Genomic DNA, 19,923 nt, shown 5'->3' with positions numbered 1-19,923 from the left:
ATGTCCTTGCTATAATGATGACAGTGTGTTTTTAAAATAATAATGTATGGGAATAAATAATTCTATACGTTATTCTATAACTCTGCTTCGAAAGTTGCAGGGCGGAAGGAGATGAAAAGGAATGAAATCAGGAATTCATCCAACTTATAATGAAATCACGGTAAAATGCGCTTGCGGTAATGAGTTCACAACTGGATCTGTTGCAAAAGAGATGAAAGTTGAAACTTGCTCTGAGTGCCATCCGTTCTATACTGGACGTCAAAAATTCGCTGAAGCTGGCGGACGTGTTGACCGTTTCAACAAAAAATACGGTCTTAAACAGCAACAGCAATAATCAATCCGAAGAACAGGCAAGAATGCTTCATACCTTGCCTGTTCTTTCTTTATGAGATATTGTCTTCTATTTATGAAAGAGGAAGTTTAAGAATGCAAGGATCTTCTCCGTTTTTTGTATTCTTAAGCGTCTTCTAGAGAAAGTTGAACGCTGCAGTCGCTTTGCTAAGAGAAGTTAGTTTATGTAAAGGACATGTTTTTGGAGGAAGGAAGGAGAGGTTTCATGTACGTGATGAAACATCATGGATGGGTAGAAGTGATTTGCGGAAGCATGTTTTCCGGTAAATCAGAGGAGCTTATCCGTCGAGTAAGAAGAGCCCAATTTGCTAAACAAAACATCGTTGTGTTTAAGCCGAAAATAGATAACCGCTACAGTGAGGAAGCTGTCGTTTCTCATAATGGTTCTACTACAATTGCTGTTCCAATCAGTGAATCCTCGGAGATTTTTGAATATGTGACACCAGATGTCGAGGTGGTTGCGATTGACGAAATCCAGTTCTTTGACCCGGAAATAGTGGCTGTTGTCCAGCATTTAGCCAACAGCGGCTATAGAGTCATCTGTGCAGGATTGGATCAGGACTTCCGTGGTGAACCATTTGGAAAGATGCCTGAACTTATGGCAATAGCTGAGCTTGTGACAAAGCTGCAGGCAGTCTGTGCAGTATGCGGTTCACCGGCCAGCAGGACTCAGCGGCTGATTGATGGTTCACCAGCATCATACGATGATCCCATCATACTAGTAGGTGCTTCTGAATCTTATGAGCCAAGATGCCGTCATCATCACGAAGTTCCGAAATCCCCTTCGCTGAAAAAGGCAGACAGCAGCACATCCATTTAGCTAAAATCTCCCATTAGAGAAAACTCTAATGGGAGATTTTTTTATGATTTATGAAGAAACAGCTAAACCGAGTTTAGAAAGCGCCTGTTTTAGTGTGCTGAACGTGGGAATGTCATCTAAACTGATTCCTAATGCATGTATCACTTGCGCCATGTCTGGTCTGAGTCCAGAGATAGTGGACTTCATACCTGTATATTGGAGGACCTTCACTAATTTCATCAGCTCTTGCAGCACCATTGTATCAATGGTAGACACTCCGGAAACATCAATAAATAGATGTCTGATTTGCTTCTCCTGACATCTAGCAGGCACATTCTCAAGAATTGCTTTCCCTCTTGCTGTATCAATGGCCCCGATGATTGGAAGCACACCAATATGATTGATAATTGGAATAATCGGGTTGCTCAGTTCGTTGATTGTCGCTTGTTGGGATAATAGCTTTCTTTGATTGTATTCATGATACATCTCGGTGAATTCGTTGTTTAACTTATCAAATGTAAGATGGAATATCGAACTCCACTCTAGTATAGTTGCTTGTGGAACATTCCTGAGCTCTTCTATGAATCTCGTAATCATATCCCAGATGGTTTGCCTTGTCAGACTTAACGCGTGCAGGACTTCATGAACAGGCACCCCTAGTTCCACTCTGCTTTGCGCAATTTTAATTGCCCATTTTGATAAGTTAGCAGAGAAAATGGTATCATCGTCCAAAAAAGAGCTGATAACTGTTTCAATTGTAAAGGCGTGCTGAGCACGGAGAAGATTATTGACGTTATCATCAGATTGTTTGCTGTAAATAGAGCCTTCCTCACCATCTTTTATGGCGAACCATTTTTCTGTTATTACCGAAGCATTTTCCATTATATAATGGTAGACAGAACTGTTGGATAGGGACATATAGGAGCCCTCTCTTTCTATGAATATCTTCATTATAAAGCAATTTTGGTTTAATATAAGTGCATAAACGCGATGAAGCGGTTTTTTTCCTTGTTAATTTGGTTTTGACGGGGATAATAGCCTATAATATAATTAAAATGTTATGGAAAAAAATTGAGGTGAATATACGTGTTTGATCGTCTGCAAGCGGTAGAGGATCGTTATGACAGGCTTAATGAGTTATTAAGCGATCCTGAAATTGTCAATGATACAAAAAAATTGCGTGATTATTCTAAAGAGCAATCAGATATACAAGAAACGGTGGAAGTTTACCGGGAATATAAAGAAGTAAAAGCACAAAACCAAGACGCCCGTTCTATGTTAGAGGAAAAGCTTGATCCGGAAATGCGGGAAATGGTAAAAGAAGAGCTTGATGAAACAGCAGAGAAAATCGAAGAGCTAGAAGCGCGCTTAAGAATACTGCTAATACCGAAAGATCCTAATGATGATAAGAACGTTATCATGGAGGTTCGCGGAGCAGCGGGCGGAGATGAAGCAGCCTTATTTGCAGGAGACTTGTTCCGTATGTACAGCCGTTATGCAGAATCACAGGGCTGGAAGATGGAAGTAATTGATGCAAGTTCAACAGGTGTAGGCGGATATAAGGAAATCATTTTCATGATTAACGGAAAAGGCGCTTACTCAAAGCTTAAGTTTGAAAATGGAGCACACAGAGTACAGCGTGTGCCTGAAACAGAATCTGGCGGAAGAATTCATACCTCCACTGCAACTGTTGCTTGTCTGCCTGAAGCAGAAGAGGTTGAAATTGAAATCCATGAGAAGGATATACGTGTAGATACATTTGCTTCGAGTGGACCAGGCGGACAAAGTGTTAATACCACGATGTCAGCAGTAAGATTGACGCATTTGCCGACAGGAACAGTCGTATCCTGTCAGGATGAAAAGTCGCAAATCAAAAATAAAGAAAAAGCGATGAAGGTTTTACGTGCTCGTGTTTATGATAAGTTCCAGCAAGAGGCGCAAGCAGAGTATGACCAGCAGCGCAAATCAGCAGTTGGTACAGGGGACCGTTCTGAGCGCATAAGAACGTATAACTTCCCGCAAAACCGTGTAACAGACCATCGAATTGGACTAACTATTCAAAAGCTTGATCAAATTCTCCAAGGAAAAATGGAAGATATCATTGATGCCCTAATCTTTGAAGAACAATCAAGCCGTTTGGAAAGTGCATCTGATGTGTAATACAAGACAAATGAAAGTTTTTGAAGCCCTTAAATGGGCTTCTTCTTATTTGCAGGAGCACGGACGGGAGGAGCATGCCGGCGAGCTTTTACTGCGGCATGCATTAGGTGTGACTCGTTCCGAAATGTTAATGAAATTTCGGGATGATATGAGTGAAGAGTCCTTTAAGCTGTTTGAGCAAAATATCACTCTTCATGGTAAAGGGATACCAATTCAATATTTAATTGGCTATGAAGAATTTTATGGCCGTATTTTTGAAGTGAATGAAGAAGTTCTAATCCCGAGGCCTGAAACAGAAGAACTTGTATATCATATGTTGGAGCGAATCAAGGTTTTATATGGAAGTCGGGAAGTCAGTATAGTTGATATAGGCACAGGAAGCGGAGCAATAGCTGTTACGATGAAGCTGGAAAACCCTAGACTGCAAGTGACTGCAAGCGATTTATTTGAGGAATCATTACAGGTTGCAAAAAAGAACGCAGAGAGAAATGGTGCTGAATCAATTGATTTTGTCCATGGTGATTTGTTTGAACCGTTTATAAAAACAGGCAGGAGGTTCGATGTAGTCCTTTCTAATCCTCCATACATTCCAGATGAAGATATTGCTGAAATGTCAGAAGTAGTTGTAGAGCATGAGCCTCATCGGGCACTGTTTGCTGGAATAGATGGTTTGGATATTTATAAGAGAATTTGTGCACAGCTGCCTTCCGTTTTAAAGGATAAAGGCATAGTCGGCTTTGAGGTCGGCATGGGTCAAAGCGAGGCAGTTTCACAACTGCTGTTAAATGCCTTTCCTGCAGCTAAGGTGGATGTTGTGTATGATATTAATAAAAAGGATCGAATGGTCTTTGCAGAAGTTGGATTTTAACCGCGGTTCTTCCGCGGTTTTTTATTTTGAAAAAAATAAAAGTTGCTAGTTTAAGAATCTATTAATCTGTCCACACTGTTTGTACAAGGGGGCGAATTAATATGAAAAGAAAATCAATGGCAACAAGTTATATATTTGTACTTATCATATCAACTATTTTTAGTTTATATATACCGAAAAACGAAGTAACAGCAAACGAGCAAGTGGTGATTCCGAATGATGCTATCAGACTAAGAATCTTAGCGAACAGTGACAGTGAAGAAGATCAAGCTTTAAAACGAAAAGTTAGGGATGCAGTGAATGCAGAAATTACAAAGTGGGTAGCAGATTTAACTTCAAAGCAAGCAGCTGAACAGCTATTAAAAGCAAAGCAGCCGGAAATTCAAAAAATAGCAGAAAACGTAGTTATGGAAGAAAATTCTGATCAGGCAGTGAAAGTGAAATTCGGAAAAGTAGATTTTCCTACAAAGCTTTATGGAGAGTTCTTATATCCTGCAGGCGAGTATGAAGCAATCTTAATTACATTAGGAGCAGGTGAAGGTGCAAATTGGTGGTGTGTATTATTTCCGCCATTATGTTTCCTTGATTTCTCCAACAGTGTTGCTGTAAGTGACGGATTTGAAGAGGAGAAGAAGGAAGAGGGCAGCAAGCAGAAAGAAAAAGCAGATAAGGAAGAAGCAGATAGTAAAACAGCAAGTGCGGAGTCAGTGAAAAAAGAAGCAAAACAGGAAAATAAAAAAGAAGAAAAAGAAAACAAGGAAGACCCTGTCTATGTTGATGAATCAACAGAGAGTGATGTAGAAGTGAAGTTTTTCTTAGTAGAGCTTTGGGATAAAATTTTTGGATGAAAAGAAGCCATCTGCGCAAGTAGTATACTGCAGATGGCTTTACAATTTTAGAAATCAACGATATTTTCTGCTAAGTGTTATATAATAATGGTCGGAATTGCTGATGGTAGATAGATACATATATATTAGAAAATATTCTATCATTTTTTTCGGTCCCTTTTCATATTAATAGAATTAAGAGCAGATTCATTTTATGATAAAAAGGAGACGGAGATAATGGAGCATATCGTACGTAAAGCAAATCGTGAGGATTTAGAGAGCTTGAAGGATTTTATGGGAACAACAGAAGTGAAGTTACATGATCTCGAAAGCTGGATTGACTTCTGTCTTCTAGCGAGTGATGCAGAGTCAGGCATGCTGAAGGGAACGATCGGTATTCAGCCTTTTGCAGATTCTGGATTATTAAGAGCGCTAGTGCTTAAGGAAGGATCTGCAGAGGAAATTCTATTTTTACTCCAGCAGGCGATAAAGTTGGCTAAAGAAAAAAATTTAGGTATGCTATATTGCGTAGTAAATAATAAAAATGCGAGTAATCTCTTTTATTTGCTGGGCTTTAAGGAGATTAATGTCGAAGATTTGCCTGTTGATGTCAGAGAGTCATCAACAGTTAATGCGATGAAAGTTGTGAATAACTCGAAAATTATGTATTATTCCATTAGTAATGTGGATAATTAAGGAGAGTTATCCACAAAAATCATCATTTTATTCACAATTTGTGGACAAGTCAGATAAAAGATAAAAATTTTAGCGAGAATCAGTTAAAAAATTCTTGTCGAAAATTGAAGAATCACAAGCAATTTCATGTATTTAAACAAGTTTTGGCTAAAGGTGGATAAGTATGAAGACAAATATATGGTCAGTGGATAAGTATGTGGATATAGATAGTGGTTATCCACAAATACAACAGGCTGCAGACCTTTTAAACAAGAATGAAGTAGTTGCATTTCCAACAGAAACGGTTTACGGACTTGGAGGTAATGCCAAAAGCGATGAGGCGATAGCTAAAATCTTTGCTGCTAAAGGGAGGCCGTCAGATAATCCTCTCATTATTCATATCGCTAATAAAGAGCAGCTGACAGAACTAGTTTCAGAAGTGCCCGAGAAGGCTGAACAGCTCATGGAGGCTTTCTGGCCAGGAGCGCTGACAATTATTTTCCGATTGAAGGAAGGAGCCTTGTCTAAGCTTGCTACTGCAGGACTAGTTACTGTTGGAGTAAGAATGCCTGATCATCCTGTTGCACTAAGGCTGCTCGAAGAGGCTAATTTGCCAATCGCTGCACCGAGTGCTAATACTTCTGGCAAGCCGAGTCCAACTACAGCTCTTCATGTGAAGGAAGATTTAGATTCTATCATAGCAGGCATTGTCGATGGTGGTCCAACTGGTGTCGGAGTGGAGTCAACAGTAATTGACTGCACGGATGCTGTACCGACGATTTTGCGTCCAGGTGGAGTGTCACAGGAGGAAATGGAAAAAGTCATTGGAGAAGTGAAGCTTGATAAGGCGCTTGTAAATAAAGAGTCTGCCCCGAAGGCACCAGGGATGAAGTACACGCATTATGCCCCAAACGCACCGTTGTTTTTAGTGAAGGCTCCAAGAGAAAGAATTCAGGAGTTAGTAGCGGAAGAACGTCGGAATGGCAAAAAAGCAGGAGTGCTTACAACAGAAGAAAATCAAGATTTCTACCAAGCAGATTATATTTTTGTATGTGGAAAAAGAGCTGAATTATCCACAGTCGCTGCGAATTTATATGATGGGCTGAGAAGCTTTAACCATAGTAATGTTGATATTATTTTTTCTGAGATGTTTCCATATGAAGGTCTAGGACACGCAATCATGAACAGATTGATGAAAGCAGCCTCTCACCAAGTGATTGAATAACCCTGAGGGAAAATGCCAAAAGAAATTTCTGAATAGACCATAGACAAAATGCTTCTAAAAAAACTTGGACGTGCATATTCTTAACTAGCAAGTCCAAGGGGGAAGGTAATGTCTACACTAATCGGAGAAATATTTACACTTATGCTGATGGCATTTGCTTTAGGAATGGACGCATTTTCTGTTGGGCTGGGAATGGGAATGTACAGACTCCGGCTAAGGCAAATAATGAAGATAGGATTTATTATCGGAATATTTCATGTCATTATGCCGCTTGCAGGCATCCTAGCTGGAAGATTCTTATCTGATAATTTTGGAGAAATTGCCGGTATTATTGGAGGAGTGCTTCTTGTCATTTTAGGTGTGCAAATGATATGGACTGGCTTTAAAGAAGATGATGAACATAAAATCACACCAGTCGGATTCGGCCTGATTGTGTTTGCGGTCAGTGTGAGTCTGGACAGCTTTTCAGTCGGCTTAAGCTTAGGTATTTATAAAGCGAAAACATGGCTAGTTCTGCTTGCTTTTGGCTTGAGCGCAACATTACTCACATGGCTCGGCTTGATTATTGGGAGAAAAGCACAAGGACTTTTAGGTAATTACGGTGAGGTGTTAGGCGGAGGGATATTGCTTGCTTTTGGCGTAAAGCTGCTATTACATCTTTAACTACATCGAAGTGATAAACATGCAGGCAGCTTCATTGACAGGCTGCCTTTTTGTTTTGCAAAAACAGCTAAATCTTTGGAATGAAGTGTAAAAATAATAATTCCTGTCGATAGATATAGTAGTGATTCCAAATGGTGACATAAAATTAGGCTGACAAAAAAGTCTATACTATACTTTTACTTAAAAGGAGGTAGAAAATATGGTACGTGTACTGTTTGTTTGTACAGGGAACACTTGTCGCAGCCCAATGGCAGAAGCAATCCTTAAGAATAGCAGCGTAAATATCGAAGTTAAATCTGCCGGTGTTTATGCAATAGACGGCGCGGAGGCTTCTTATCAATTGAAGGAAGTGCTTGCGGAAAAGGGAATGGAACATAATCATCGCTCCTCTATGCTGACTAGCGACTTGTTAGACTGGGCAACACATGTGTTTACGATGACGGTCGGCCATAAGAATGCAATTGTCAATCAGTTTCCCCATGCAATTGAAAAAACATTTACGTTAAAGGAATTTGTAAATGATGATAAGTATGGAGATATTGTCGATCCATTTGGAGGTTCGGTCGAGCTTTATAGAATGACATATCAGGAATTACATAGCTTGATACAGTCACTGATAAAAAAATTAGAAATGGAAAACTAGGGGAGAACAAAATGGATAAGACTGCTTCATATAGGTTCAGCTTAAGAAAGAAACTGGCATTGTTTATTACAGTATTGGCATTGATTACTTACTCAACAAGTGCGTTTTTCATCTATGTTCTGTTTCCTTTGCTTCCAGATGATTTAGGAATTAGTGCCTTTGTATTTAATCTTCTTACATTGACATTAGGAGTCTTATGGTCTGGATTTCTGGCATTTTTGGCAGCGGGTTTTATCATTAAGCCGCTTAAGCGTCTGGAGCAGAGTGCAATTAAAGCAGCACATGGAGATATAAGAGAAGAAGTGGAAATTTCAAGTTCGGATGATGAAATTCAATCACTAGGCATTGCTTATAATGATATGCTGGCTAACTTGCGGGAAATGGTTAAAAGTATTGAAGATAACTTTAACAGCACTAATGCTACAGTTAAAACAATTACAGGTAAATCACAGGAAGCTCATGAACAGACAGTGTCTATTTCAAAGGCAGTGGAAGAAATTGCAGGCGGATCTGAGGTAGCAGCCAATTCTGTTCAAGCAACAGCTGAAGCAGTGGAGCAGTCGATGAAAATTGCCCAAACAGTCCAGGAAAATGCAGATCATACACAGCAAATCTCTAATGAAATGCTTGCAAACTTAGATGAAACGAATAAAGTGGTTCATTCTCTTGTAGCTGGCCTTAAGCAGTTGGCCGAAGAAAACAGCCGTTCCTTATCATCTGTAAAAAGATTAGAAGATAATGCCGCTAAAATCGGTGATATTCTAAAGTTTGTTGGAACAATTGCCTCACAAACAAACTTACTTGCTTTAAATGCCTCCATTGAAGCGGCAAGAGCTGGGGAACACGGTAAAGGATTTGCGGTTGTAGCAGAAGAGGTAAGGGTTCTAGCGGATGAGAGCGCCAAAGCTGTTGAAGGTGTTGGTGAACTAATTGCCAATATGCAGTCAGAAGTCAAAAATGTCGTTGGTCAGATTAAAAAGCAGGTTCAAAGCGCCAATGCAGAAGCACAACAAGGTGAAAAAACGAATGCTACCCTTCAAGAAATGACAGCTATTGTGAAACAAATGGCAGATTCCACTAAACATATTACAGCCCAAGTTCATCAGCAAATGGAGCAGATTGAGCATACCTCCAGACAGTCTCAAGAAGTAGCGGCAATTGCGGAGGAGACATCTGCAGGAACGCAGCAGGTAATGATTATTGCAGAAAGCCAGACGAAGATCATTAATGAAGTTGATATTCTTGCAATGGAGCTTCAGCAGCAGGCTGAGCAGCTGAAAGAAACTATCACCAGATTTAAGATTTAATCGTATTATAAGTGCTTTTTCCTGCTTACTTTTTACTTAGTTTTCTGTTTCTAAAAAGAATGTAAACAGCCTTTCTATTTGCTCTTTTTTATGTGAAAATAATAGAGGAATAAGAGGAGGTTAACAGGATGAAAGTTGCTATAGCTTCAGATCATGGCGGATTGAATATTAGAGAAGAAATCAAAAGCTTGCTTAATGAATTGCAGATAGAATATGTAGATTTTGGGTGTGATTGCACTACTTCAGTAGATTACCCGGATTATGCACTGCCAGTTGCAGAAAAGGTTGCGAGCGGAGAGTTCGATCGCGGGATTCTGATTTGCGGAACTGGTATTGGCATGAGCATTGCAGCTAATAAAGTAAAAGGTATCAGATGCGCACTTGTGCATGATGTTTACAGCGCCAGATTGACTAGGGAGCATAATGACAGCAATGTGATTGCAATGGGAGAAAGAGTAATTGGTCCGGGACTTGCCCGGGAAATAGCGAAGACTTGGCTGCTTTCTGATTTTAGCGGCAGCAGACATCAAACAAGAATCGATAAAATCGCAAACTATGAATTAGAAACATCTTCCTAAGCATAATGCTATAACGAAAGGCAGTGTTGTTTATGGGTATAGATAAGTCATTGTTAGTGGAACAGCTGCACAGCATCTTAAATGATTATCAAGAACAGGCAAATTTGACGAGCCGCCATCTGTTTGTTGTTGGCTGCAGCACAAGTGAAGTCATCGGTGAAAGAATCGGGACTGCAGGTGCTGAGGATGTCGCAAGTATTATCTTTCAAGAGTTTAAGCAATACGAGGAACAAACAGGTGTTGCATTGGCTTTTCAATGTTGTGAACATCTAAACAGAGCTTTAGTAGTTGAGCGTAAGCTGCAAGAGGAAAAAGGTTGGCCGGAAGTTACTGTTATTCCTGTACGCCAGGCAGGTGGAGCTATGGCGGCATATGCTTATCAGCATATGGCAGATCCTGTTGTCGTTGAACATATTACAGCAGACGGCGGCATTGATATCGGAGATACTTTAATAGGAATGCATATAAAGCATGTTGCAGTGCCGATAAGAGTAGCGCAAAAGCAGCTCGGTGCAGCACATGTCACTCTTGCCAAAGCAAGACCAAAGCTGATTGGCGGACAAAGAGCTGTATATGAAAAAAATAAAGAGAATGAATCTTGCTAGAAAAAAGATATCCTGAAAGAAGTCAGGATATCTTTTTTTATTATACAAATAAGCTGCTAATCTAAAAACGGCAGTGTTTTTTATATATGATAACTGCTAAATCTTATAAAAAAAACGAATTTATATTATTTTAAGAAAATAATCAGACGGAATTGGATATTTTCTTAGCAAAACACGAACAATAAATAAAGGTATAAAAATAATAATTCGTATTTTTTAGCTTCTTTTTAAATTTGTTACGTGTTAGAATATAAGAAGATTTTCCGTAGAATCAAAGAAATATAATATAAGTGTTACAGGGAGGATTCAAATGAAGCATTTAGCACAAAACGACCAACAAGTATACAAAGCTATTCAGCAAGAATTGGGCCGCCAACGATCAAAAATCGAGTTGATTGCATCAGAGAATTTCGTAAGTGAGGCAGTAATGGAAGCACAAGGTTCTGTCCTTACAAATAAATATGCAGAAGGCTATCCGGCAAAACGTTATTATGGCGGTTGTGAATATGTTGATATTGTTGAAGATATCGCTCGCGATCGTGCGAAAGAAATTTTTGGTGCAGAGCATGTCAATGTTCAACCCCATTCTGGAGCACAAGCAAATATGGCTGTATATTTCACTATACTTGAGCAAGGGGACACAGTGCTCGGTATGAATCTTTCCCACGGCGGACATTTAACACATGGAAGCCCAGTAAACTTTAGTGGTGTTCAATATAACTTTGTTGAATATGGTGTTGACAAGGAAACAGAACAAATCAATTATGAGGACGTGCTTGAAAAAGCTCGCGAACATAAGCCGAAGCTTATCGTAGCTGGTGCTAGTGCATACCCTCGCGCGATTGATTTCAAGAAATTCCGTGAGATTGCAGATGAAGTTGGCGCATACTTAATGGTCGACATGGCTCATATCGCCGGACTTGTTGCTGCAGGATTGCATGAAAATCCTGTTCCGTATGCAGATTTTGTTACAACAACAACGCATAAAACATTAAGAGGCCCTCGCGGCGGAATGATCCTTTGTAAAGAGGAGTTCGGCAAAAAAATCGATAAGTCAATCTTCCCGGGAATCCAGGGTGGACCACTTATGCATGTCATTTCTGCTAAAGCTGTTGCTTTTGGAGAAGTATTGCAAGATGACTTTAAAGTATATGCTGAAAACATTATCGCAAATGCAAAGAGATTAGCAGAAGGATTACAAAAAGAAGGTTTGAGACTTGTATCTAATGGAACAGACAATCACCTGTTGCTAGTAGATTTACAGACTCTTGGACTGACTGGTAAAGTTGCCGAGCATGTTTTGGATGAAGTCGGCATTACGGTAAACAAAAATACAATTCCATTTGATCCTGCAAGTCCATTCGTGACAAGCGGAGTTCGTATCGGTACAGCTGCTGTGACATCCCGCGGTTTCGGTTTGGAAGATATGGACGAAATTGCTTCTATTATCGGCTTCACATTGAAAAATCATGAAGATCAAGAAAAATTAGCAGAAGCAGCTAAAAGAGTGGAAGCATTGACTAGCAAATTTGTATTGTATAAAGAACTATAAGAAACAGCAGCCAGCCTATCATAAGCATAGGCTGGCTCTTTTTTGGGTAAAAATAATGTAAGTAAAGTTAAACTTTCAGTTGATTTGAAAGCCTTTTTTCTGTAGAATTACAAGAAGTGTGTTTACGATAAAGAAGGAAACGGAGTGAAAGATGTGGCAAAAGTATACGTATTTGATCACCCACTTATTCAACATAAACTTACATACATTCGTGAGAAACAAACAGGTACAAAAGAATTCAGAGAGTTAGTAGATGAAGTGGCAACATTGATGGCTTTTGAAATCACTCGTGATATGCCTTTAGAAGAAATTGAAATTGATACTCCAGTAAGCAGAACAAAATCAAACGTACTTTCCGGTAAGAAGATAGGGATTATTCCAATCCTGCGCGCAGGTATCGGAATGGTTGACGGTATCCTGAAGCTTATTCCAGCTGCAAAAGTTGGACATATTGGGCTTTACCGTGATCCAAAGACACTTAAGCCTGTAGAATATTATGTGAAGCTTCCGTCTGATGTAGAAGAAAGAGACTTCATTGTAGTAGATCCAATGCTTGCAACAGGCGGTTCAGCGATTGAAGCAATCAACTCCTTGAAAACAAGAGGCGGAAAGAACATCAAGTTCATGTGCTTAATTGCAGCACCTGAAGGTGTAGAACTTCTGAAAGAAGCTCACCCAGATGTAGATATTTATATCGCTGCACTTGATGAGAAGCTAAACGAAAAAGGTTACATTGTTCCAGGTCTTGGAGACGCTGGTGACCGATTGTTCGGAACTAAATAAATAGCTAAAAGACTGGCCTGTATAGGTCAGTCTTTTTTTGTGCTTCGAGAACATGTAACCAAAAATGCCCACACATATTTTAATCACTTCTGCAAATTATAAAACCAACTACAGCCCCTTTGCTAAGGAGATTACATATGAAGAAACTAATCCTGCTGCTATCGCTTATAATCCTCCCTTGTTCTAATCATATTATTGCAGCTGCGCTCGACCTCCCTGATCTACCAATAGAAAGCAAACAGGAAAAAAAGGTAGCCATTGTAAAGCTAAAAGGCGGATGTTATCAGGCGAAAGTGAACGAGCTAATGACGAAACTGAAAAGTGGCGAAAAGAGAACCGTATTTTGTGAAATTTTTTCAGGATTTTCCGTGCGCGCTACGGTAGATGATTTGCATAAGCTTGCTGACAATCATGATGTGGAGCTTGTATCACAAGTTAAAACATATACTGCAGAAAGTGAACGGCCTGCTGAGATAATTGGTGCTGATTGGATAAGAGGGGCATTAAAGGAGAGCTCTGCCTTGACTGGAAAGGGAATAAAGGTAGGAGTGATTGATACAGGCATTGATTATAATCATCCTGACTTAAAGAAAAGCTTTAAAAGAGGCTGGGATTTTGTTGATCGTGATAAGGACCCGATGGAAACAGTCGGAAACGGGTTAAGAAATACTTTGCATGGTACACATGTCGCTGGAATTATTGCCGCAAAGGGCAAGCATCAAGGAGTTGCTCCAAATGCAGAAATTTATGCGTACCGTGCGCTTGGTCCTGGAGGAGCAGGAACAACAGAGCAAATATTAAGTGCGATTGAAAAAGCGGTAAAGGATAAGGTCGATGTGCTTAACCTCTCACTTGGCAGTGAAGTGAACGGGCCGGATTTGCCGATAAGTATTGCCTTAAATAAGGCAGTTGAGAAAGGGATTGTGGCTGTTGCAGCAGCAGGGAATGCGGGGCCATCCGATTGGACAGTAGGTTCTCCGGGCACAGCTGCTAAGGCTATATCAGTTGGAGCAACAACACCTAATATGAAAATTCCTTATATAGAGGTAGACGGAGCAAGGATTATCTTAAATAAGATGGATAAAAGTAAGCAATGGAGCTTTACAAATAGTTTAGAAATAGCACAAGGGGGGCTTGGCCGCAAGAAGGAGTTAAATAACGTAAAAGGAAAGGTGGTGCTCCTGAAGCGGGGGGAGCTAACGTTTGGGGAAAAAGCTGAAAATGCGTATAAGGCAGGAGCGAAGGCTGTTCTTATTATGAATGATATGGATGGTCCTCTGCTTGGAAGCTTGGAAAAAGATATACCAATTCCAGTTGCAGGCGTAACGAAACAGGAAGGCAGTATTCTCCTTGAGAAGCTTGGCAAAAATAAGTTATATGCAAAAATCAACAGTTATTGGGAAAAAGATATTCTGGCAGAGTTCAGCTCAAGAGGACCTGTCACAAGCACATGGGATATAAAGCCAGATGTTGTTGCTCCTGGGGTAGTGATTAACAGCACAGTGCCTGGAGGCTATCTGGCGCTTCAAGGCACGAGCATGGCAGCTCCTCATGTAGCCGGTGCTGCTGCTCTTCTGCTAGAAGCTCATCCTGATTGGAGTCCGGAAGATGTGAAGGCAGCTTTAATGAATACAGCACTGCCGCTTCGCAACAGAAACGGGGAACTTTACAAGGTGTATGAGCAAGGTGCTGGCAGAATCCAGGTGGATAAAGCTGTACGAGCAGAGGTGCTTGTTTTGCCGGGCAGCATGAGATTCGGGAAATTTAAGCTTGCAGACCATCTACATGAACATACTTCCTATTTAACAATAGTCAACAAAGGAAGTGAACCTCAATGGGTAACATTTAAACAGCCTGCTAAGCAAAGAGGCATGACATGGCAGTTGCCGTTGTCCTTTACATTAGCTCCCGGCAGTACCAAAAAAGTGCCGATCCGAATGATGATAGACAATAAATTATTTAAAAACAAGCTGCAGAATGGAGCGCTTGAAGTAAATGCAGGTAGGAATTCCATAACGATACCATATTTGTATGTACTTGAAGAACCGGAATATCCTCGTTTAATGGGCTTTAATATGGTAGAGGAGAATAATGGGAGCTTCAGTTATGAAGCCTATTTACCGACAGGTGCCGAGGAGTTTGGCATAGCTGCATTCGATAAGGAGTCCTTAAAGTTTGTGAAATTTCTTGATTGGAAAAAAGAGGTGAAACGAGGTCAGTTAAAGGGGAATATTAAGAAAGATTCTCTGCCAGACAGTGGTATATATGAAATTATTGCGTTTGCCAAAAAAGCAGGCAAAGAAGATGCTGTCAGCGGACAATTAACGGTTGTAGGTAATAAAGTTAATTATAGTGAAAACGTTAAGCGAAAATAGTTTGGCAATTGTAAACATCTCCCTAATATAAAAGTAATAGGAAATTAATTGAAAGATATGTGAATAATCTCCTTTTTCGATATAAAATTTTTCGATTCATGATAGAATAAAAAAGAAAATTTTTACCGGGAAAGGAGAGAAAAAATAAAACGCTTCATATATGATAATTTAGGGGTTAAACGATAATATTTAAAGGTGAGATTTTAATCTTTTTATGTTGTTAATACTAATTGACATTTGACATAACCTTATTGTATGCTTACAAAGTAGATGATAGGGTTTTCAGGGCCTTTTCAAAAAATATTGCTTTTTTTGTGACGCAAAAAAGGCTGTTTTTGTTCCCTGTTAAAGCTGTCTGAAAGAAAGTCTGTTGTCAGGAGATTTGGCTAAATTATGTTTGAAATAAAGCAGATGCTTACAAAACAACTTAAGTACATATCTATACTGCTTTCACTTTACCTTATCGGGTGGGTTGCAACCCCTTATAAGCCTGTTTTTATGGGTCTGTTAATTGGGACAGCCTTAAGCCTTTATAATATTTGGCTTTTAGTGAGAAGGATGGCAAGATTCAGCAGAAACATAGATGAAGGAAAAAAAACGCAATCATTAGGAATGCTGCAAAGAATGGCGGCTGCGGTCCTTGGGGTTGCATTAGCCATGGAATTTCCTGAGCAGATACACCTTATCAGCGTTGTTATTGGATTAATGACGGCTTACATAGTCATTATGATAGATTACTTATTTAGTACTATTTTTAAAAATAGTATTAGAAAAGAGAGGTGAGAATTGCTTGGATCACAAAGAGAAAGTGTTTTACCTTTTCGGTTCGGAATACTTGAGAGTAGATTTATCCAGTGTCTTGATGATAGCCATAACAAGTTTGATCGTATTTATTATCGCTGTTGCTGCAACGCGCCGACTGGCCCTTAAGCCTACAGGGATGCAGAACATGATCGAATGGGTAATGGACTTCGTGAAAAACATCATCAAAAGCAACATGGATTGGAAAGATGGAGGGAAGTTCCACATGTTAGGGATGACAATCATCTTTTACGTGTTAATTTCCAACCTGCTTGGTTTGCCGTTTTCTATAGTGGTTGACGGTGTTCTTTGGTGGAAATCACCAACAGCCGATCCGATTATCACATTGACATTAGCTTCTATGATCATTGCATTGACACATTATTATGGTGTTAAGCAAAAAGGAGTTAAAGGGTATTTCAAAGGCTATGTTCAGCCGATGAAGTTCTTGCTTCCTTTAAAGATAATCGAAGAGTTTTCCAATACTTTGACGCTTGGTTTGCGTCTGTACGGAAATATTTATGCCGGGGAACTGCTATTGTCCCTATTAGTAGGTTCATTAGCGTGGACAGGATGGGCAGGCTTTATTGCTGCAATTCCTTTAACAATGGCATGGCAAGGTTTTTCTATCTTCATAGGGTTTATACAAGCCTATATCTTTACAATGTTAACTTTTGTTTACATGTCTCATAAAGTAAGTGACGAGCATTAATCTATTCCCTTATTTTTTTAAGGTGAAACTATAAAAAAATCATATTGATATATTTAGGAGGAAATTAATAATGAATCTTTTAGCAGCAGCAATCGCAATTGGTTTATCAGCATTAGGAGCAAGTATTGGTAACGGTTTGATCGTAGGACGTACAGTTGAAGGGATTGCACGCCAACCAGAAGCACGCGGTTTCCTACAAACAACAATGTTCATCGGGGTAGCATTAGTTGAGGCATTGCCGATTATCGGAGTTGTAATTGCATTCATGGTACTTAACCGTTAATAAATAGCTAAAAAATGGCGAAGACTTTTTTGAAAACTTCGCCTTTACTTTATGCAAAAAAAGTCAGTTTGAAGGTAAGCAGTTGGAAGGGAGTGAACCGTTGTGTTATTAAATAGCTTCGTATTAGGAGCTGCTGGAGCAGCTTCTCACGGTATAAATGGTGGAACAGCCATATTTCAATTAGTAATCTTTTTAATTCTTCTTGCGCTATTGAAGAAATTCGCATGGGGACCGATTATGGGAATCATGAAGCAAAGGGAAGAATTTGTAGCAAATGAAATAAACAGTGCGGAGAAAAACCGCATCGAGTCTTCTAAGCTTCTAGAAGAACAGCGGGCATTGCTGAAAGAGGCGCGCACTGAGGCAAAAGAATTGATCGACAATGCAAAGGCTCAAGGTGAGCTGCAAAGAGAAACAATCATTGCTGATGCAAGAAAAGATGCGGAAAGACTAAAGAATTCAGCATTGCTTGAAATTGAACAACAGAAGGAAAAGGCAGTTGTTGCAATTCGCGAGCAAGTTAGTTCCCTATCTGTATTAATCGCTTCTAAAGTAATCGAAAAAGAGCTGAGTGAACAGGATCAGGAGAAACTGATTAATGATTACATACAAGAGGTAGGCGAAAAACGATGATGGATACAGGAGTATCAAAGCGCTATGCTTTAGCCCTTTTCCAAATCGCGAAAGAAAATGGCAATGTGGAACAGTTGGAAGAGGAAATGCGTGTTGTAAAAGCAGTTGTGGCCAACTCACCGGATTTGCAGCAAGTTTTCAAGTCTCCTAATATCTCATTGGAGCAAAAGAAAGAGATAGTAAAAAATGCGTTCAGTTCAGCAAGTGTTCATGTGCAAAACATGTTGATGCTTTTAATGGACAGACATCGCGAAGATTATATCGTCAGCATCTGTAATTACTTTTTGGAATTTGTTAATGATGCAAAAGGAATTGCAGAAGCGAAAGTCTACTCTGTAAGACAACTTACAGATAGTGAAAAATCGGCTATCTCTGCGGCATTTGCTGCCAAAGTAGGGAAACTGTCGCTAAATATTGAAAATATTGTTGATTCCAACCTTTTGGGCGGAATTAAAGTTCGCATAGGTAACAAAATATTCGACGGCAGCTTACAAGGCAAGCTTGCACGTCTGCAACGTACATTATTAGGATAAGATTTCAAGATAGGGGTGAAACGCATGAGCATCAAAGCGGAAGAAATCAGTGCTCTTATAAAAAGGCAAATTGAAAATTACCAATCAGAAGTTCAAGTGAGTGAAGTAGGTACGGTTATCAGTATTGGTGATGGAATCGCTCGCGTTCATGGATTGGACAACTGTATGGCAGGGGAACTTGTTGAGTTCTCTAACGGAGTTATGGGTCTTGCCCAAAACTTAGAAGAAAGCAATGTCGGGATCATCATCCTTGGTCCTTACACAGACATTCGCGAAGGTGACGAAGTGCGTCGTACAGGCAGAATCATGGAAGTACCTGTAGGCGAAGAATTGATTGGACGTGTTGTTAACTCATTAGGTCAGCCTGTGGATGGAATGGGTCCGATTAACTCAAGCAAAACTAGACCGATTGAGTTCTTGGCACCTGGTGTTATGGACCGTAAATCAGTTAGTGAGCCGCTTCAAACAGGTATCAAGGCAATTGATGCACTTGTGCCAATCGGCCGCGGACAGCGTGAGCTTATCATCGGTGACCGCCAAACAGGTAAAACATCTGTAGCAATCGATACAATTCTTAACCAAAAAGACCAAGATATGATCTGTATCTATGTAGCAATCGGACAAAAGGAATCTACTGTTCGTAATGCGGTTGAAACACTTCGCAAACACGGTGCATTGGATTATTCCATCGTCGTGACTGCATCTGCTTCCCAGCCGGCTCCATTGCTTTACCTAGCTCCATATGCAGGTGTAGCTATGGGTGAGGAATTCATGTATAACGGCAAGCACGTTTTAATCGTATATGATGATCTTTCTAAACAAGCATCAGCATACCGTGAATTATCCTTGCTGCTTCGTCGTCCTCCAGGCCGTGAAGCATATCCAGGGGATGTATTCTACTTGCATTCTCGTTTACTTGAGCGTGCAGCGAAGCTGAGCGACGCTAAAGGCGGCGGTTCTATTACTGCATTGCCGTTCATTGAGACACAAGCAGGAGACGTATCTGCATATATTCCAACAAACGTAATCTCTATTACAGATGGTCAAATATTCTTGCAGTCTGACTTGTTCTTCTCAGGAGTACGTCCTGCAATCAACGCAGGGTTGTCTGTTTCCCGTGTAGGTGGTTCTGCACAAATTAAAGCGATGAAAAAAGTTGCAGGTACGCTTCGTCTTGACTTAGCGTCATTCCGTGAGCTTGAGTCATTCGCACAGTTCGGATCAGACCTTGATAAAGCAACACAAGATAAGTTGAACCGCGGTGCCCGTACAGTTGAGGTACTGAAGCAAGACTTGAACAAACCATTAAAAGTAGAAAAGCAAGTAGCGATCCTTTATGCATTGACGCGCGGATTCCTTGATGATATTCCAGTACATGATATCAGAAGATTTGAAGATGAGTTATTGAACTGGATGGATCATAACCGTAAAGAATTGCTGGATCACATTGTGTCAACGAAAGAGCTTCCTTCTGACGACGATATGGCAGCTGCGATTAACGACTTCAAAAAGACGTTCGCTGCAACTGAGTAATAAAAGGAAAATCTGAT

The 19,923-nt window shown here is 40.0% G+C and carries 22 protein-coding genes; 21 read left to right on the top strand and 1 reads right to left on the bottom strand.

The window, feature by feature from the left end:
• Window positions 1-121 precede the first annotated feature (121 nt).
• Together rpmE and MKX82_RS18880 are read left to right on the top strand one after the other, a co-directional pair.
• Complete coding sequence (gene rpmE, locus MKX82_RS18885) at window positions 122-334, top strand: 50S ribosomal protein L31 (RefSeq protein ID WP_233315934.1); 213 nt, start codon at window positions 122-124, stop codon at window positions 332-334.
• Window positions 335-556: 222 nt separating this feature from the next.
• A complete protein-coding gene (locus MKX82_RS18880) occupies window positions 557-1,171 on the top strand; it encodes a thymidine kinase (protein ID WP_237942064.1) in 615 nt (204 codons plus the stop codon).
• Window positions 1,172-1,219: 48 nt separating this feature from the next.
• On the opposite strand, the gene MKX82_RS18875 is transcribed toward MKX82_RS18880, so the two are convergent.
• Window positions 1,220-2,068, bottom strand: a complete 849-nt coding sequence (locus MKX82_RS18875; RefSeq protein ID WP_233315932.1) for an STAS domain-containing protein — start codon at window positions 2,066-2,068, stop codon at window positions 1,220-1,222.
• A 168-nt stretch (window positions 2,069-2,236) separates the two neighbouring features.
• Between MKX82_RS18875 and prfA the strand changes: the two genes are divergently transcribed.
• From prfA to atpA, 19 genes are all read left to right on the top strand, one after another.
• Window positions 2,237-3,310 carry a peptide chain release factor 1 gene (gene prfA, locus MKX82_RS18870; protein WP_233315931.1) on the top strand — a complete coding sequence of 358 codons (1,074 nt, stop codon included), beginning with the start codon at window positions 2,237-2,239 and terminating at the stop codon, window positions 3,308-3,310.
• A gap of 10 nt (window positions 3,311-3,320) precedes the next feature.
• Window positions 3,321-4,178: a peptide chain release factor N(5)-glutamine methyltransferase gene (gene prmC / locus MKX82_RS18865; protein ID WP_341079105.1), complete on the top strand. Its 858-nt coding sequence runs from the start codon at window positions 3,321-3,323 to the stop codon at window positions 4,176-4,178.
• Between the two features lie 101 nt (window positions 4,179-4,279).
• Window positions 4,280-5,026, top strand: a complete 747-nt coding sequence (spoIIR, locus tag MKX82_RS18860) for a stage II sporulation protein R (RefSeq protein WP_233315930.1) — start codon at window positions 4,280-4,282, stop codon at window positions 5,024-5,026.
• Window positions 5,027-5,242: 216 nt separating this feature from the next.
• Window positions 5,243-5,701 (top strand): hypothetical protein, encoded by a 459-nt coding sequence (locus MKX82_RS18855; RefSeq protein ID WP_237942061.1) that lies wholly within the window; start codon window positions 5,243-5,245, stop codon window positions 5,699-5,701.
• Between the two features lie 163 nt (window positions 5,702-5,864).
• Window positions 5,865-6,905 (top strand): L-threonylcarbamoyladenylate synthase, encoded by a 1,041-nt coding sequence (locus tag MKX82_RS18850; protein WP_237942060.1) that lies wholly within the window; start codon window positions 5,865-5,867, stop codon window positions 6,903-6,905.
• 108 nt (window positions 6,906-7,013) lie between these two features.
• Window positions 7,014-7,568 carry a manganese efflux pump MntP gene (locus MKX82_RS18845; protein WP_237942059.1) on the top strand — a complete coding sequence of 185 codons (555 nt, stop codon included), beginning with the start codon at window positions 7,014-7,016 and terminating at the stop codon, window positions 7,566-7,568.
• 199 nt (window positions 7,569-7,767) lie between these two features.
• Window positions 7,768-8,211, top strand: a complete 444-nt coding sequence (locus MKX82_RS18840; RefSeq protein ID WP_233315926.1) for a low molecular weight protein arginine phosphatase — start codon at window positions 7,768-7,770, stop codon at window positions 8,209-8,211.
• An 11-nt stretch (window positions 8,212-8,222) separates the two neighbouring features.
• Window positions 8,223-9,518, top strand: coding sequence for a methyl-accepting chemotaxis protein (locus MKX82_RS18835; RefSeq protein WP_237942058.1), 1,296 nt, complete (start codon window positions 8,223-8,225; stop codon window positions 9,516-9,518).
• Window positions 9,519-9,646: 128 nt separating this feature from the next.
• Window positions 9,647-10,096, top strand: a complete 450-nt coding sequence (gene rpiB / locus MKX82_RS18830) for a ribose 5-phosphate isomerase B (RefSeq protein WP_233315924.1) — start codon at window positions 9,647-9,649, stop codon at window positions 10,094-10,096.
• Window positions 10,097-10,128: 32 nt separating this feature from the next.
• Complete coding sequence (locus MKX82_RS18825; RefSeq protein WP_233315923.1) at window positions 10,129-10,701, top strand: TIGR01440 family protein; 573 nt, start codon at window positions 10,129-10,131, stop codon at window positions 10,699-10,701.
• A 310-nt stretch (window positions 10,702-11,011) separates the two neighbouring features.
• On the top strand, window positions 11,012-12,253 hold the full coding sequence (gene glyA, locus MKX82_RS18820; RefSeq protein WP_233315922.1) for a serine hydroxymethyltransferase: 1,242 nt from the start codon (window positions 11,012-11,014) through the stop codon (window positions 12,251-12,253).
• 153 nt (window positions 12,254-12,406) lie between these two features.
• The gene (gene upp, locus MKX82_RS18815; protein ID WP_127739133.1) at window positions 12,407-13,036 is read left to right on the top strand and encodes a uracil phosphoribosyltransferase; all 630 of its coding nucleotides are present in this window, start codon (window positions 12,407-12,409) and stop codon (window positions 13,034-13,036) included.
• Between the two features lie 137 nt (window positions 13,037-13,173).
• The gene (locus MKX82_RS18810; protein WP_341079098.1) at window positions 13,174-15,411 is read left to right on the top strand and encodes a S8 family serine peptidase; all 2,238 of its coding nucleotides are present in this window, start codon (window positions 13,174-13,176) and stop codon (window positions 15,409-15,411) included.
• Between the two features lie 393 nt (window positions 15,412-15,804).
• On the top strand, window positions 15,805-16,194 hold the full coding sequence (locus MKX82_RS18805; protein ID WP_233315921.1) for an ATP synthase subunit I: 390 nt from the start codon (window positions 15,805-15,807) through the stop codon (window positions 16,192-16,194).
• A 25-nt stretch (window positions 16,195-16,219) separates the two neighbouring features.
• Window positions 16,220-16,924 carry a F0F1 ATP synthase subunit A gene (gene atpB / locus MKX82_RS18800; RefSeq protein ID WP_396953816.1) on the top strand — a complete coding sequence of 235 codons (705 nt, stop codon included), beginning with the start codon at window positions 16,220-16,222 and terminating at the stop codon, window positions 16,922-16,924.
• 70 nt (window positions 16,925-16,994) lie between these two features.
• The gene (gene atpE, locus MKX82_RS18795) at window positions 16,995-17,207 is read left to right on the top strand and encodes a F0F1 ATP synthase subunit C (RefSeq protein WP_127739009.1); all 213 of its coding nucleotides are present in this window, start codon (window positions 16,995-16,997) and stop codon (window positions 17,205-17,207) included.
• 102 nt (window positions 17,208-17,309) lie between these two features.
• Window positions 17,310-17,840, top strand: coding sequence for a F0F1 ATP synthase subunit B (locus MKX82_RS18790; protein WP_233315919.1), 531 nt, complete (start codon window positions 17,310-17,312; stop codon window positions 17,838-17,840).
• Complete coding sequence (locus MKX82_RS18785; protein WP_233315918.1) at window positions 17,837-18,373, top strand: F0F1 ATP synthase subunit delta; 537 nt, start codon at window positions 17,837-17,839, stop codon at window positions 18,371-18,373. Before MKX82_RS18790 ends, MKX82_RS18785 begins: the two co-directional genes overlap by 4 nt.
• A gap of 24 nt (window positions 18,374-18,397) precedes the next feature.
• Window positions 18,398-19,906, top strand: coding sequence for a F0F1 ATP synthase subunit alpha (gene atpA, locus MKX82_RS18780; protein WP_233315917.1), 1,509 nt, complete (start codon window positions 18,398-18,400; stop codon window positions 19,904-19,906).
• Window positions 19,907-19,923 lie beyond the last annotated feature (17 nt).

Source organism: Niallia sp. FSL R7-0271, from assembly GCF_038005785.1.
Classification (GTDB): Bacteria; Bacillota; Bacilli; order Bacillales; family Cytobacillaceae; genus Niallia.
Note: the sequence above shows the minus strand (reverse complement) of the source record. Positions and strands in the feature narration are given on the sequence as shown.

Coding starts and splice junctions, on each gene's coding strand:
- MKX82_RS18805 (WP_233315921.1), top strand. CDS start 15,805: ATGTTTGAAATAAAGCAGATGCTTACAAAACAACTTAAGTACATATCT.
- MKX82_RS18850 (WP_237942060.1), top strand. CDS start 5,865: ATGAAGACAAATATATGGTCAGTGGATAAGTATGTGGATATAGATAGT.
- MKX82_RS18840 (WP_233315926.1), top strand. CDS start 7,768: ATGGTACGTGTACTGTTTGTTTGTACAGGGAACACTTGTCGCAGCCCA.
- MKX82_RS18835 (WP_237942058.1), top strand. CDS start 8,223: ATGGATAAGACTGCTTCATATAGGTTCAGCTTAAGAAAGAAACTGGCA.
- rpmE (WP_233315934.1), top strand. CDS start 122: ATGAAATCAGGAATTCATCCAACTTATAATGAAATCACGGTAAAATGC.
- rpiB (WP_233315924.1), top strand. CDS start 9,647: ATGAAAGTTGCTATAGCTTCAGATCATGGCGGATTGAATATTAGAGAA.
- MKX82_RS18845 (WP_237942059.1), top strand. CDS start 7,014: ATGTCTACACTAATCGGAGAAATATTTACACTTATGCTGATGGCATTT.
- spoIIR (WP_233315930.1), top strand. CDS start 4,280: ATGAAAAGAAAATCAATGGCAACAAGTTATATATTTGTACTTATCATA.
- MKX82_RS18785 (WP_233315918.1), top strand. CDS start 17,837: ATGATGGATACAGGAGTATCAAAGCGCTATGCTTTAGCCCTTTTCCAA.
- MKX82_RS18855 (WP_237942061.1), top strand. CDS start 5,243: ATGGAGCATATCGTACGTAAAGCAAATCGTGAGGATTTAGAGAGCTTG.
- MKX82_RS18825 (WP_233315923.1), top strand. CDS start 10,129: ATGGGTATAGATAAGTCATTGTTAGTGGAACAGCTGCACAGCATCTTA.
- MKX82_RS18875 (WP_233315932.1), bottom strand. CDS start 2,068: ATGTCCCTATCCAACAGTTCTGTCTACCATTATATAATGGAAAATGCT.
- MKX82_RS18880 (WP_237942064.1), top strand. CDS start 557: ATGTACGTGATGAAACATCATGGATGGGTAGAAGTGATTTGCGGAAGC.
- MKX82_RS18810 (WP_341079098.1), top strand. CDS start 13,174: ATGAAGAAACTAATCCTGCTGCTATCGCTTATAATCCTCCCTTGTTCT.
- atpA (WP_233315917.1), top strand. CDS start 18,398: ATGAGCATCAAAGCGGAAGAAATCAGTGCTCTTATAAAAAGGCAAATT.
- glyA (WP_233315922.1), top strand. CDS start 11,012: ATGAAGCATTTAGCACAAAACGACCAACAAGTATACAAAGCTATTCAG.
- prmC (WP_341079105.1), top strand. CDS start 3,321: ATGAAAGTTTTTGAAGCCCTTAAATGGGCTTCTTCTTATTTGCAGGAG.
- atpE (WP_127739009.1), top strand. CDS start 16,995: ATGAATCTTTTAGCAGCAGCAATCGCAATTGGTTTATCAGCATTAGGA.